The 13306-nt window shown below is 70.1% G+C and carries 12 protein-coding genes and 2 pseudogenes; 8 read left to right on the top strand and 6 right to left on the bottom strand.

Annotated elements, in window-relative coordinates:
* Nucleotides 1-175 precede the first annotated feature (175 nt).
* The 4 genes from ACFYXH_RS14070 to ACFYXH_RS14055 all read left to right on the top strand — a co-directional run bounded on the left by ACFYXH_RS14070 (nt 176) and on the right by ACFYXH_RS14055 (nt 3854).
* Nucleotides 176-2218: an FAD-dependent oxidoreductase gene (locus tag ACFYXH_RS14070; protein ID WP_389562412.1), complete on the top strand. Its 2043-nt coding sequence runs from the start codon at nt 176-178 to the stop codon at nt 2216-2218.
* Nucleotides 2219-2249: 31 nt separating this feature from the next.
* The gene (locus tag ACFYXH_RS14065) at nt 2250-2789 is read left to right on the top strand and encodes a PadR family transcriptional regulator (protein WP_389562410.1); all 540 of its coding nucleotides are present in this window, start codon (nt 2250-2252) and stop codon (nt 2787-2789) included.
* A 164-nt stretch (nt 2790-2953) separates the two neighbouring features.
* Complete coding sequence (locus ACFYXH_RS14060) at nt 2954-3136, top strand: hypothetical protein (RefSeq protein WP_327324939.1); 183 nt, start codon at nt 2954-2956, stop codon at nt 3134-3136.
* Between the two features lie 61 nt (nt 3137-3197).
* Complete coding sequence (locus tag ACFYXH_RS14055) at nt 3198-3854, top strand: class I SAM-dependent methyltransferase (RefSeq protein ID WP_389562408.1); 657 nt, start codon at nt 3198-3200, stop codon at nt 3852-3854.
* Between the two features lie 20 nt (nt 3855-3874).
* On the opposite strand, the gene sigJ is transcribed toward ACFYXH_RS14055, so the two are convergent.
* Entirely contained in the window at nt 3875-4804 is a 930-nt protein-coding gene (gene sigJ / locus ACFYXH_RS14050) for an RNA polymerase sigma factor SigJ (RefSeq protein ID WP_389562407.1), read from the bottom strand.
* A gap of 72 nt (nt 4805-4876) precedes the next feature.
* Between sigJ and ACFYXH_RS14045 the strand changes: the two genes are divergently transcribed.
* Complete coding sequence (locus ACFYXH_RS14045; protein ID WP_327324942.1) at nt 4877-5332, top strand: carboxymuconolactone decarboxylase family protein; 456 nt, start codon at nt 4877-4879, stop codon at nt 5330-5332.
* Nucleotides 5333-5387: 55 nt separating this feature from the next.
* Here ACFYXH_RS14045 and ACFYXH_RS14040 read toward each other — a convergent pair whose 3' ends face one another.
* Nucleotides 5388-6677, bottom strand: a complete 1290-nt coding sequence (locus ACFYXH_RS14040; RefSeq protein ID WP_389562405.1) for an alpha/beta family hydrolase — start codon at nt 6675-6677, stop codon at nt 5388-5390.
* A gap of 114 nt (nt 6678-6791) precedes the next feature.
* Between ACFYXH_RS14040 and ACFYXH_RS14035 the strand changes: the two genes are divergently transcribed.
* Nucleotides 6792-7577, top strand: a complete 786-nt coding sequence (locus ACFYXH_RS14035; protein ID WP_389562403.1) for an HAD-IIA family hydrolase — start codon at nt 6792-6794, stop codon at nt 7575-7577.
* Nucleotides 7578-7593: 16 nt separating this feature from the next.
* On the opposite strand, the gene ACFYXH_RS14030 is transcribed toward ACFYXH_RS14035, so the two are convergent.
* Together ACFYXH_RS14030 and ACFYXH_RS14025 are read right to left on the bottom strand one after the other, a co-directional pair.
* Nucleotides 7594-8277, bottom strand: a complete 684-nt coding sequence (locus ACFYXH_RS14030; protein WP_389562401.1) for a histone deacetylase — start codon at nt 8275-8277, stop codon at nt 7594-7596.
* A pseudogene (locus ACFYXH_RS14025) lies at nt 8274-8597 on the bottom strand (hypothetical protein); the annotation flags it as partial. The gene ACFYXH_RS14030 and the pseudogene ACFYXH_RS14025, both read right to left, overlap by 4 nt.
* On the opposite strand from ACFYXH_RS14025, the pseudogene ACFYXH_RS14020 reads away from it, so the two are divergent.
* Nucleotides 8593-8856 (top strand): annotated as a pseudogene (locus ACFYXH_RS14020) (response regulator transcription factor); the annotation flags it as partial. The pseudogenes ACFYXH_RS14025 and ACFYXH_RS14020 sit on opposite strands and share 5 nt — an antisense overlap.
* 159 nt (nt 8857-9015) lie before the next feature.
* Here ACFYXH_RS14020 and ACFYXH_RS14015 read toward each other — a convergent pair.
* Both ACFYXH_RS14015 and corA read right to left on the bottom strand, forming a co-directional pair.
* Entirely contained in the window at nt 9016-11178 is a 2163-nt protein-coding gene (locus tag ACFYXH_RS14015; protein WP_389562399.1) for an NPCBM/NEW2 domain-containing protein, read from the bottom strand.
* 167 nt (nt 11179-11345) lie between these two features.
* Entirely contained in the window at nt 11346-12428 is a 1083-nt protein-coding gene (gene corA, locus ACFYXH_RS14010; RefSeq protein WP_389562397.1) for a magnesium/cobalt transporter CorA, read from the bottom strand.
* Nucleotides 12429-12621: 193 nt separating this feature from the next.
* Between corA and ACFYXH_RS14005 the strand changes: the two genes are divergently transcribed.
* Nucleotides 12622-13287, top strand: a complete 666-nt coding sequence (locus ACFYXH_RS14005) for a DNA-binding response regulator (protein ID WP_389562395.1) — start codon at nt 12622-12624, stop codon at nt 13285-13287.
* The last annotated feature ends 19 nt before the right edge of the window (nt 13288-13306 follow it).

Below are 13306 nucleotides of genomic sequence, written 5' to 3'. Positions count from 1 at the left end.
ACGACTGATCAGCACATTTGTCGGACCGTCAGGACAAAGGACGACCCGCCGGTCGGGCCGGTCCGCTGGGCGGCAGCCTGTGCAACACCGGCAGAAACCCTTTTGCACTTTGTTGCATAATCGCTCGCGGCCCGCTAGAACTGGGCTGACGAACCCTGCGCGAGGAGGCGCCCCGATGAGCCCGACCCCGAGCCCGCTGAGCCCGTACCCCCATCTGCTGAGCCCGCTCGACCTCGGGTTCACGACGCTGCCCAACCGGGTCCTCATGGGCTCGATGCATGTCGGCCTCGAGGAGGCCGAGCGCGGCTTCGAGCGGATGGCCGCCTTCTACGCCGCCCGTGCCCGCGGCGGCGTCGGCCTCATCGTCACGGGCGGCATCGCCCCGAACGACCGGGGCCGTCCGTACGAGGGCGGCGCCAAGCTCACCAACGAGGCCGAGGCGGAGCAGCACCGGGCCGTCACCGCCGCCGTGCACGCGGAGGGCGGCAGGATCGCGATGCAGATCCTGCACTTCGGCCGGTACGCGTACCACGCGGACCTGGTCGCGCCGAGCGCCATCCAGGCCCCCATCAGCCCGTTCGTCCCGCACGCCCTGACCGACGCCGAGGTCGAGGAGACCATCGAGGACTTCGTACGGACGGCAGAGCTGGCGAAGTCCGCCGGGTACGACGGCGTCGAGATCATGGGCTCCGAGGGCTACTTCATCAACGAGTTCATCGCGAGCGCCACCAACCACCGCACCGACCGCTGGGGCGGCTCGTACGAGAACCGGATACGGCTCCCGCTGGAGATCGTCCGCCGCACCCGTGAGCGCGTCGGCCCGGACTTCATCCTGATCTACCGGCTCTCCATGCTGGACCTGGTGCCCGGCGGCTCCTCGCTGCAGGAGGTGATCACGCTCGCCAAGGAGATCGAGGCGGCCGGTGTGACGATCATCAACACCGGGATCGGCTGGCACGAGGCCCGTATCCCGACCATCGCGACCTCGGTGCCGCGCGGCGCCTATACCTGGGTGACCAAGAAGCTGATGGGGTCCGTCTCCGTCCCGCTGATCACCAGCAACCGCATCAACACCCCGGAGGTCGCGGAGCAGTTGCTCGCCGAGGGGCGCGCGGACATGGTGTCGCTGGCCCGGCCGTTCCTCGCCGACCCCGAATTCGTCGCCAAGGCGAAGGCGGACCGCGCGGAGGCCATCAACACCTGCATCGGCTGCAACCAGGCCTGCCTGGACCACACCTTCAGCGGGAAGATCACCTCCTGCCTGGTCAACCCGCGCGCCTGCCACGAGACCGAACTCGTCCTCTCGCCGACCCGGCTGCGCAAGCGCGTCGCCGTGATCGGCGCCGGCCCCGCCGGGCTCGCCTGCGCCGTCTCGACGGCCGAGCGCGGACACGAGGTGACCCTCTTCGACGCGGCGGACGAGATCGGCGGCCAGCTGAACATCGCCAAGCGGATCCCGGGCAAGGAAGAGTTCAACGAGACGCTGCGGTACTTCCGTACGCAGCTCGAACTGCACGGCGTGGAGATCCGGTTGGGCACCCGCGTCACCGCGGACGACCTCGCGTCGGCCGCGTACGACGAGATCGTCGTCGCCACCGGAGTCACGCCCAGGACCCCCGAGATCCCGGGCGTCGACCACCCGAGCGTCCTCAGCTACCTCGACGTCCTGCGCGACGGCGCGCCCGTCGGCGAGCGCGTCGCGGTCATCGGTGCGGGCGGTATCGGCTTCGACGTGGCGGAGTTCCTCACCGACGGTGGGGAGGGCGCGAGCCTGGACGCCGGTACGTACTTCCGCCAGTGGGGCGTGGACACCGACTACAGCGCGCCGGGCGGCCTGACCGCCCCCGAGCGGCCCGCGCCGCCGCGCTCCGTCCACCTCCTCCAGCGCAAGGCCAGCAAGGTCGGCGCGGGTCTCGGCAAGACGACGGGCTGGATCCACCGCACGGAGCTCAAGCACCGCGGGGTCCAGATGACCGCCGGGGCGACGTACGAGCGGATCGACGACGAGGGCCTGCATGTGAGCGTCGACGGCGCGGCCAGGGTCCTCCCCGTGGACACGGTTGTGCTGTGCACGGGACAGGAGCCGCAGCGCGCGCTGTACGAGGAGCTGAGCGCCGCGGGCCACTCCGTGCACCTCATCGGCGGGGCGGATGTGGCGGCCGAGCTCGACGCGAAGCGCGCCATCGACCAGGGCACACGGCTCGCGGCCACGCTCTGAGGCGCCGGCGCCGCGTACCTAGGATCGAGCCATGTCCCTCCCGCACGCGATCCTCACGGCCCTGCTCGAAAAGCCCTCGTCGGGGCTGGAGCTGACCCGCCGCTTCGACAAGTCGATCGGCTACTTCTGGTCGGCCACGCACCAGCAGATCTACCGCGAGCTGGGAAAACTGGAGCAGGCGGGCCATATCCGCGCACTGCCGTCGGCGCAGCCGACCCGCGGGCAGAAGAAGGAGTACGAGGTCCTGCCCGCGGGCCGCGAGGAATTGACGGCGTGGGTCGCCAGGTCCGAGGACCCGAAGCCCGCCCGCGACCCGCTGCTGCTCCGGCTGCGTGCGGCGGGCGTGGTCGGCAGCGAGGGGCTCGAGGCGGAGCTGGAACGTCATCTCGCCATGCACCGGCGGCAGTTGGAGGAGTACTCGGCGATCGAGGAGCGCGACTTTCCGCCGGAGCGGCAGTCGAGTGAGCAGGACAGGCTGCGGCATGTGGTGCTGCGCGGGGGCATCGAGCTGGAGACGTTCTGGACGAAGTGGCTCACCGATGCGCTGAAGGAGTTCGGGCAGCGGCCGTGACGGTCGCTGACGAGCGCCGTGCCGGAGGCCGTTACGTTCGCTGTGACGGTCGCCGTGGCGGCCGCTGTGACGTTCGCCGTGACGTTCGCCGTGACGAGCGCCGCCTCACCGGACCGGCCGATCGCCGAAATGCGACATCTGACGACCCGTGAGATTGTCGCAAGATGATCGACTCCTTGATCGCCGCCTTCTGTGCGGCCGCGCTCGCCCTGCTCGTGACCTCTGTCCTCGGCCTCTCCCGAGCCGGCGGCGGCGACCCGTCGGCCGAGGCGCGCTCCGTGACGCTCGCGCTGTACGGCGCCGTCGTCGCCTTGGTGACACTCGGCCTGTTCATCGCCCTGACGTGAGGTGACGGCAGACGTCCGAAGCGAGCGGCCGTTGTCAGTCGCTGATGAGAAGCTCGGTGTCATGACCGACCCCACTGCTGCGATCACCGACTACTGGGACGCCGCCGCGCCTGGCTTCGACGACGAACCGGACCACGGACTCCGCGCCGGACTGACGCGTGCCGCATGGGACCGGCTGCTGCGCTCCTGGCTGCCGTCAGACCCGGTGGACGTTCTCGATGCCGGCTGCGGCACCGGCTCCCTGTCCCTGCTGCTCGCCGAGGCCGGACACCGGGTGACCGGCGTCGACCTGGCGCCACGCATGGTCGACCAGGCGCGTGCGAAGCTCGCGGCCGCCGGCCTTACGGCCCGTTTCCTGGTCGGGGACGCGGCGATACCGCCGACGGGCGACCGGCGCTTCGACGTCCTCCTCTCCCGGCACCTGGTGTGGACGCTGCCCGACCCCGAGGCCGCGTTGCGCGAGTGGGTCAGCCGCTTGCGACCCGGCGGCCGGCTGGTGCTGGTCGAGGGCCGGTGGCGGGAGGCCGGGCAGAAGGGAGTGCCCTACGTACCGGAAGCCGCGTCGCTGCCGTGGAACGGTGGAATCGGTGCGGCGGAACTGGCCGCCGCCGTACGCCCACTCGTGACGGAGGTGCGCGTCGAACCGCTCAGCGGTGACCCGCAGTTGTGGGGCGGCCCGGTGACCGACGAACGGTACGCGCTGATCGCCGAGGTCTGACGGGCACGTACCGCGGTTCGTCAGTCGTGGCGGTCGCCGCGGTCGTCCTGGTCGGTGAGGCCGCTGAGGTCGGTGAGGTCGCTGAGGTCGAGCCGGCGGAGGCGCTCGGGGTCGGCGAGGATGTCGATTTCCACGATCTTCCCGTGCGTGAGCGTGAAGCCCATGACCGAGAACAGCTGTCCCTCGGGAGCCGCGACGATACCCGCGGCTCCGTTGACCAGAGCCGGCTGTGCGTACTGGGCGAACCGCGAGAACGTGATCGCCTGCTCGACCACGGCCAGCGCACCGCGAACCACCTTCGACACGCCCACAGCCGCCGCACCACTGTCGGCCCGGAGCACCACATCCGGGTCCAGCAGCGTGAGGAGCGCCTCGAAGTCACCGCCGCGCGAGGCGGCGAGGAAGGCGTCGACCACCTCTCGCTGACGGGCGAGATCGGTGTCGGCAACCGGCGCCGCGCCCTGCACCCGGCGGCGGGCGCGGCTGGCGAGCTGCCTCGTCGCGGCCGGAGTGCGTTCCACGATGGAGGCGATCTCGTCGAAGGAAACGGCGAACATGTCGTGCAGGACGAAGGCGAGCCGCTCGGCCGGGGCCAGCGTGTCGAGGACCACGAGCAGGGCGAGACCGACCGAGTCGGCCTGCAGCGCCTCGTGTTCGGGGTCGACCGTGTCCGCGCGGCCGACGACCGGGTCGGGCACATACACGTCCAGCGGGTCCTCGCGCCGTGATGTGCGCATACGCAGCATGTCAAGGCACACCCGTCCCACGACCGTTGTCAGCCATCCGGAGAGGTTGCCGATGTCGCCGGTGTCGGAGCGGCTGAGCCGTAACCAGGCTTCCTGGACCGCGTCTTCCGCCTCGCTGAGCGATCCGAGCATCCGGTAGGCAACCGCCCGCAGACGGGGCCGCTCGGCTTCGAATCTCTCCGCCAGAAAATCTTTCTCGTCCATCGGTCACATTCTTCCGTCGAGATCCGTCAGAGGAGTGAAGAACGAAACCAGGCGGATACGAGGAGAGCAATCATGGAAGCACGTATGAGCAACCCCGCGGTGGTCATTCCCGAGGCCATGCCGGCCATCCTGAACGTGCTCAAGGCCACGAGGAAGGGCGGCGTGCCGGAGACGACGCTCGAGCTGGTGCACCTGCGCGCCAGCCAGATAAACGGCTGCGGCGTCTGCGTCGACGGGGGCGTGCGCAGCGCCAGGAAGGCGGGCGAAACGGACGAGCGGCTGTTCGCGGTGGCGGCCTGGCGCGAGACGCCGTACTTCACCGACGCCGAACGCGCCGCTCTCGCGCTCACCGAGGCCGCCACCCGGCTCAGCGACCGCTCCGACCCGGTACCGGACGCCATCTGGGACGACGCCGCCGACCACTACGACGAGCAGCAGCTCGCCGCGCTGATCCTGATGATCGGCGTCACCAATCTCTTCAACCGCCTCAACGCGACCACCAAGCAGGTCGCGGGCGCATCCTGGTAGCAGAGCCGCACGCCGTCACGCCGGGGGCATGCTCCGTCAGCAGGAGTATTGCCCCCTATGACGGTCGGTCAGAGCCTGTCGAGTGCCTGACGAACCAGGAGCGGGCGAGGTCCGCGACCTGGTCCAGGGCCCCGGGTTCCTCGAAGAGATGCGTGGCGCCGGGGACGATCTCGAGCCGGTTCTCGCAGCGCAGCTCCGCCTGCGCGTGCCGGTTGAGATCGAGCACCAATGTGTCGTGGCCGCCCACGATGAGCAGGGTGGGCGCCCGTACGTCCGCGAGGTGCGGTCCGGCGAGGTCGGGCCGGCCGCCGCGGGAGACCACGGCACCGATGTCCGAGTCGGCCGAAGCGGCGGCCCGCAGTGCCGCCGCGGCTCCGGTGCTCGCCCCGAAGTAGCCGATCGGGAGAGACTCGCGGCTCCGCAGCCAGTGGGTCGCGTCCGCCAGCCGCTGGGCGAGGGTTTCGATGTCGAAGACGTTTGCCCGGTCGGCTTCTTCCGCCGGTGTGAGCAGGTCGAAGAGCAAGGTGCCCAGACCCGCCCGGTTCAGGGCCGTCGCCACATGCCGGTTGCGCGGGCTGTGGCGGCTGCTGCCCGAGCCGTGGGCGAACATCACCACCGTTTGTGCACCGTCCGGAAGGGTGAGGTCCCCGGCCAGCCGGACCCCGCCGGCGTCCACTTCGACCCCGGTGACCTCGGCTTCCGTGGTCCCGACGTCCGCGGCCTGCGCGAGCAGCGAGACGACTTCTTCGTCGGGGGTCTGGGAGAAGTCCTGGTACCACTCGCCGACGGCGGAGAACATGGCCGGCGTGGAGAGGCACACCACTTCGTCCGCCTTGGTGCGCAGCCAGGCGGCGGCGTCCGGTGGCGCCACCGGAACGGCCAGCACCACACGGCCCGCGCCCTGCGCCCGCACGACCTCGCAGGCGGCCGCCGCCGTGGCACCGGTCGCGATCCCGTCGTCCACGATGATCGCCGTCCGGCCGTCGAGTGCCACGCGCGGCCGGTCCTCGCGGAACCGCCGCGCCTGCCGCACGAGTTCCGCCTCCTCGGCGTGCTCGACCGATGCGAGCTCCTCGCGCCGGAGCCTGCCGCGGCGGACGATGTCGTCGCTGATGACCCGCACTCCGCCTTCGCCGATGGCGCCGAACGCCAGCTCCCGGTGGTACGGGACGCCGAGCTTGCGGACCACGATCACATCGAGCGGGGCGCCGAGCGCCCGCGCCACTTGGAAGGCCACCGGGACTCCGCCCCGGGGCAGTCCCAGGACGACGGGTTTCTCCTCCTGAAGGTGACGTAGCGCTTCGGCCAGGCGCCGTCCCGCGTCCGTGCGATCGGTGAACAGCACAGTGGTTCACCCCCAACCCAGGGGAGACAGGAACCACTCCCGCACCTCTTTCAAAATAACCCCATTTGCCACTGTTGAGGAGGTTGGCGTGGTCCGGGGGCTACGGTCGTCCGTATGGAACGAATCGGCGCGGCCCTGATCGATATCGACGGCGTGCTCACCGTGTCCTGGAAGCCGCTGCCCGGCGCCGTAGCGGCCATGAAACGCCTCCGAGCCGCGGGACTCCCCCTGGCGCTGGTCACCAACAACACCTCACGGACCCGCGCCGCGATCGCCGCGAAGCTGTCCGGTGCGGGCTTTCCGGTCGGTGTCGACGACATCCTCACAGCACCCGCCGTCACCGCCGCGTACCTGCGCGAGCACTATCCGGAAGCCCGCTGCCTGTTGATCAACACCGGTGACGTACGGGACGATCTCGCGGGCGTGACGCTCGTCGAGGAAGGTGATGGCGCAGCCCCTGACGTGGTGGTCTTCGGCGGTGCGGGCGACGAATTCACCTATCCGGTCCTCAACCGTGCCTTCCGTGAGCTGCAGCGCGGTGCGCCGCTCGTCGCGATGCACCGGAATCTGTACTGGCGTACGTCGGGCGGGCTCGAGCTCGACACCGGGGCGTTCCTCCTGGGGCTGGAACGGGCCGCCCGCGTCGAGGCGGAGATCACCGGCAAGCCGGCCGAGGCGTTCTTCGCCACCGCCCTGGCCCACCTCGGCGCCGACGCGTCGGAGACGGTGATGGTGGGCGACGACATCGAATCCGATGTACTGGCGGCCCAGCGCTGCGCAATCACCGGCGTGCTGGTGAAGACCGGCAAGTACCTGCCCGAGACGCACGCGGCGGCCGACGGCACACCGCACCACGTTCTCGACTCCTTCGCCGACCTGCCTGACCTGCTGAAACTCTGAAACGCCCGGCCTGCGCTCACGCCGAACCGCGCCCGCTCCTGTTCCCGCGCCCGCTCCTGTTCTCGTTCCCGCTGCCGTCGGAGACCAGTGCCGCGATCTCCGCGGCCGTCCACTGTCCCTCGGCCCCCGGGCAGCCCGCCAGATACTCGGCAGCCCGCAGCGCACTCCATCCGTGTGCCGCGACGACCCCCGCCACGAGATGCCGCAGATAGGCCGCAGCGGGTGGTTTCACCGCGACGTCTCCGACGCCCCACGGGGCCGTGAACGTCAGCACCGGACAACCGTCCAGCAGACCGGCGCACACCAGCGTCTCGTACCGCCCGGGGCCCGTCTCCGCGCGCCCCCGGCCGAGAACCTCCGTCAGATCGAGGTCCGGTCCCGGCTCCCGGTACATCTCCTGCGCTGCGATGTCGGAGAACTGTGCGGCTGTCAGCAAGTAGGCACGGGCGGGAAGTTCGCCGCCGCCTTCGGGGTCGTAGAACGCTCTGCCGCCGGTCCACACCAGCGACTCGGTGGCGAAGTACAGCAGCCCCGGCAGCATGACCGCCACCGAACGCGCGGGCGGGCGGGAGTCCCGGCAACCGGCGAGGTAGTCGTTCAGCCGGTCAAGATCCATGTTGGAGCCGTATGCCGCGTACCAGACGCGAAGGACGTTCTCGCCGTACCCGTCGAGGGTTTCGGGCCGCCGGGCTCTGATCACGTGCTCACTCCGCAGGGACGTTGTATGCCGTGGTCTTCCACTATCCGCTCGGCCGTCGCCGGGGCGGGCCGCTGCTCGCGTACGACCCTGGTACGGCCGCGTTGGTCGGGCCGCCGCTGTTCGTACGTACGGAACGCGGCCCAGCACACCAGCAGCGCCGCCGCGAACACCGGCAGCCAGGCGATCCTGGCGAGCACCCGGCCGGGGCCGTCGGGCACGGTGTGCAGGCCGGGCAGCGCCGTGCCCGCGAGCAGGCCGGTCGCGGTGACCGCCATCATCGCGGTCTGGTGCCACAGGAAGACCGTCATCGCGGAGAGGTGCCTCATCAAGGAGTTCGCGGCCCTTCCCGTATCCGCCCCGCCACGACGGGAAGTCGACGGCATAACCGCGCGGGAACACGAGGTGCTGACCCTCGTCGGAAGCGGCATGTCCAACGCCGAGATCGCCGACCGGCTCTGCATAAGCATCGCCACTGCCAAGACATATGTGACGCGGCTGCTCTCCAAGCTCGACGCCCGCGACCGGGTCCAGCTCGTGATCATCGCCTACGAGACGGGCCTGGTGGCACCGCCCCGATGAGCGGCCAGGGCCGCCCATGCCCGTTGCCCGGACGTAGCACCGACGTTGCCCGGACGTGCGCGAGCTCTCGCGGCGCCGGTCCGCCGGCGCCGGGCTGTGCGACGAGCCCGGCGCCACCACGTCGGAGGAGGGCGGCGGATGCCGCGCCGCTCCGACCCCTCAGGTGCAGGTGAGCCTGGGTGCCGTCCAGTCGGCGTGGTCGTAGTTGATGCCGTCGCCGCTGTCGGCGACCACCAGCCTGAGTTCCAGGCCGCCGGTGAGAGACGTGGTGAGGTCTCTGGACGCGTCGGCGCCGGTGAGCCTGCCGCTGTCGGCGACCTTTGTGCCGTCCCGGTAGATCTGGAAGACCACCGACCCGTTCGCGCCCCCCGACTCGTCGTCGACGCCGACGCCGGTGGTCAGCGTCGTACAGCTGCCGCCGAGGTAGTACGTGATCGTGGAGCCCGCGTGGGTGCCGAGGCCCTTGGCGTAGGTGGTGCCGTTGACGGTGAGGGTTCTGCCGTCGCCTGCGGCCTGTTCGCCGTTGCTGCGGTCGCGTTCGACCGGGCCCCAGCCGTTGACCGCCGATGTCCACGACAGGTCGCTGAGTGCGTGCGTACCGGCCGCGGGGCCGTTGCCGCAGGTCAGCTTGGCGTCGGCCCAGTCGGCGTGGTCGTAGTTGATGCCGTCGCCGCCGTCGGTGACGACCAGCCTCAGTTGCGTACCGCCTGCGAGGTCGGCACTCAGTCGGCGGGGCGGGTCGGCGGCTGTGCGCGGCCCGCTGTCGGCGATCAGCGCGGTGTCGCGATAGATCCTGAACACCGCCGAACCGCCCGCTGTCGACTCGTCGTCCACGCCGACATCGACGCTCAACGACCGGCAGCTGCCGCCCAGGTGGTACGTGATGTCGCTCGCCGCGTGGGTGCCGAGGCCCTTGGCGTAGGTGGTGCCGTTGACGGTGAGGGTTCTGCCGTCGCCTGCGGCCTGTTCGCCGTTGCTGCGGTCGCGTTCGACCGGGCCCCAGCCGTTGACCGCCGATGTCCACGGCAGGTCGCTGAGCTGGTTGACCCCGGCCGGCGGCGGCACCGGAGCGCCCGGCGTCACGCGGTACATCACCGTGCCGTGGGCGGGCACCGAAGCGCTGATGGTGCCCGTGGTGGTGCTGGTCTGCTGGGACCAGAGATCCTTGAGGGTGTACGAGGACGCGCCGCCGATCCCGATCGCCTCGACGGTCGTCGAGATCGTCCTCGTGGAGGTGGTCTCATTCGTGAGAGTCACCGAACGGCCGCCGTCCGCCAGGGGTTTGGACATCACCACCAGACCGCCGGAGCTTGCCACCACCGTGCCCTGCTTGCCCAGGCTGTCCTGGTCGACCGCGATGACGTCGGTGTTCTTCAGGATCGCGAGGGTCGCGGGGGAGGCGCTGCGCAGATCACTGCCGATCAGCAGCGGGGCGGCCATCTGCGCCCAGAGGCTGAAGTGGGTGCGGTACTCGGTGTCGGTCATCCCGCCGTTGCCGACCTCGAGCATGTCCGGGTCGTTCCAGGCGCCGGGCTTCGCGTACGGCGCCAGCCCCTGGTTCTGGTGCGCGATGCCGATCATGCTGGACCAGGAATCGCTGATGTCCCCGGTGGTGCGCCAGGAGTTGCCGAGGTCCGGCGCCCAGTTCCAGGGCTGGTTCTCGCCCCACTCGCAGATGCTGTAGAGGATCGGCCGGCCGGTCGCCTTCAGTGCGTTGGCCATCGCCGTGTAGCGCTGCTTGGCGTCGGCGCCGGTGTTGTTGCAGTTGTCGTACTTGAGGTAGTCCACGCCCCAGGACGCCCACAGGTTGGCATCCTGCTGCTCGTGGCCGAGACCGCCGGGAAACCCCTGTACGTCACAGGTCTTGGTGCCGGCACTGGAGTAGATCCCGAACTTCAGTCCCTTGGAGTGCACATAGTCGGCGACTGCCTTGATGCCGCCCGGGAAGCGCACCGGGTCGGGGACCAGATTTCCCGCGGTGTCGCGCGAGGGGAGTGCCCAGCAGTCGTCGATATTGACGTAGGTGTACCCGGCATTCTTGAGGCCCTGCGAGACGAAGGTGTCGGCGATGCCTTTGACCATCGCCTCGTTGAACTCGGCCCGGCAGTGGGTGGAGTTCCAGTTGTTGAAGCCCATCTGGGGCGTACGCGCCAGGCCGTTGTCGGCGGCCGGCGCCGTGACAGCCGTGACAGCTCTCGCGTCCGTGGCGGCCGCGGCCGCGGCAGCCGGGACGGCGATGAGCGCCCCGCCGCCGGTGAGCAGCGTGAGCGCGGCGGCTACGACGGCCAGGCGCTCTCTGATGGTGTGTCGTTCGGTGTGCATGTTCGGCTCCGGAGGGGGGTGAATGGCGCACAAACAAACGGGGGCGAACGAAAGCGACCACATCTCAGCGCCGAGTCAGGCACATGTCAATAGAACGGGCGTCAACTGCCCGTCCGGGAACCGAGGGAAGCCGGGGGAGCCGGGGGAGCCGGGGGAAGCCGGGGGAGTCAGAGCCAGCCGTTGCGGCGGAAGCTGCGGTGGACGACGAAGCAGGCGACGGCCATGACGCCGAGGACGAGCGGGTAGCCGTAGGTCCAGCGCAACTCCGGCATGTGGTCGAAGTTCATGCCGTACACCCCGCAGACCATGGTCGGCACCGCGATGATCGCCGCCCATGCGGTGATCTTGCGCATGTCCTCGTTCTGGGCGACGGTCACCTGCGCGAGGTGGGCCTGGAGGATCGAGTCGAGCAGTCCGTCGAACGACGAGATCTGCTCGGTGACGCGCGACAGATGGTCGGCGACATCACGGAAGTACGGCTGGATGTCCGGGCCGACCAGCGGCAGCGGCTGGGTGGCCAGGGCGTGCACCGGCCGGTCCAGCGGCGCCACCGCGCGCTTGAGCTCCAGCAGCTCGCGCTTCAGCTGGTAGATCCGGCCCGCGTCGCCATGGCCTGCCTGCTCGCTGAAGACGGCGGTCTCGACGGCGTCGATGTCGTTCTGCACGGCGTCCGCGACGGCGAGATAGTCGTCGACCACCTGGTCGGCTATGGCGTGCAGTACGGCGGCGGGCCCCTTGGCCAGCTGCTCCGGCGTGGCTTCCAGGGCCTCCCGGAGCGGGCCGAGCGAACCATGCCTGCCGTGCCGGACGGTGATCACGAAGTCGGTACCGGTGAAGATCATGAGCTCCCCGGTGTCCACCACCTCGCTGGTGGCGGTGAGTTCCTCGTGCTCGACGTAGCGGCAGGTCTTGAAGACGGCGAACAGTGACTCCTCGTACCGCTCCACCTTGGGCCGCTGATGCGCGTCCACCGCGTCCTCGACGGCCAGCGGATGCAGTCCGAACAGCTCGGCGACACCGGCGAACTCCGCATCGGAGGGCTCGTGCAGCCCGATCCACACAAAGCCGCGGCCGGTCTTGCGCACCCGCCGTACGGCCTCGTCGACCGGGTAGTTCTCGGGCTGCCGTACGCCGTCCTCGTAGATCACGCAGTTGACGACCGTGCTGCCGAGCGGGGAGCGGGCCGGATGGCTCAGGTCCACGGTCTTGCGGGTGGCGCGGCGCACCGCACGGCGGAGATTGCGGATCATCGGCACGGCGAACTCCTTCGGGCAACAACCGCCAGTGTGCCACCGGCCGCCGCCGGTCCGGCTGCGGCCCTCGCCCAGGCCAGTACCGGTCCTTGCTCAGGCCGGCTGCGGCCCTGCTCAGGCCGGTATCGGCTCCGCTCCGTAGAGGGTCACGTTGACCCTGATCGTCAGCGGGTCGCAGACTGTTCGAACGATGGCAACCGATCAGATCGTGACCCTGCGGGGCGAGCAGGAACTGGTGCGCCGGGCAGGGCACCTGTTCACCGGAGCGCGGCAGGAGTTCCTGTGCGCGGCCGCGGACCTGCTGACCTGGTCGTCCGGAGTGAACGCCGCCTTCGCCGGGGGCAAGCGGCCGCCTCTGACACCGGGCGGTCTGTCGATGCGCAAGCTGTACACCACGCAGGCGCTGGCTGATGCCGAATCCGAGCGTCGTCTGGTGAGGATCGCCGAGTCGGGCGCTCAGATACGGATCTGCGCGGGGCCGCTCGCCCGCGAGGCGATTGTCATCGACCGGCAGGTCGCGATCCTCGCCGGAACACCGGTCCGCGGGGTACGGACCTACACGGTGGTCCGGTCACCGGACGTCGTCGACGGTGTCAGATCGCTGATCCACGCGAACTGGGAGACCGCCGCCGACCTGGCCGACGTCCGGCGCACTCGACCTCCCGTACTCAACGATCAGGCTCGCGAGATCCTGCGGATGCTCAGCGCCGGACACACCGACGAGACGGCATCACGCCACCTCGGCATGTCGCTGCGCACCTACCGCAGACGCGTCGCCGAGCTCATGACGACGCTGGGCGCCACGTCGCGTTTCCAAGCCGGCATCCGCGCCAGGGAATTCGGCGTCGGGGTCTGACTCCGCGGGCCGGCCGATC

Origin of the sequence: Streptomyces sp. NPDC002730 (genome assembly GCF_042888805.1) — a bacterium.
Taxonomy (GTDB): domain Bacteria; phylum Actinomycetota; class Actinomycetes; order Streptomycetales; family Streptomycetaceae; genus Streptomyces.
This window is presented reverse-complemented; position numbering and strand designations above follow the sequence as displayed.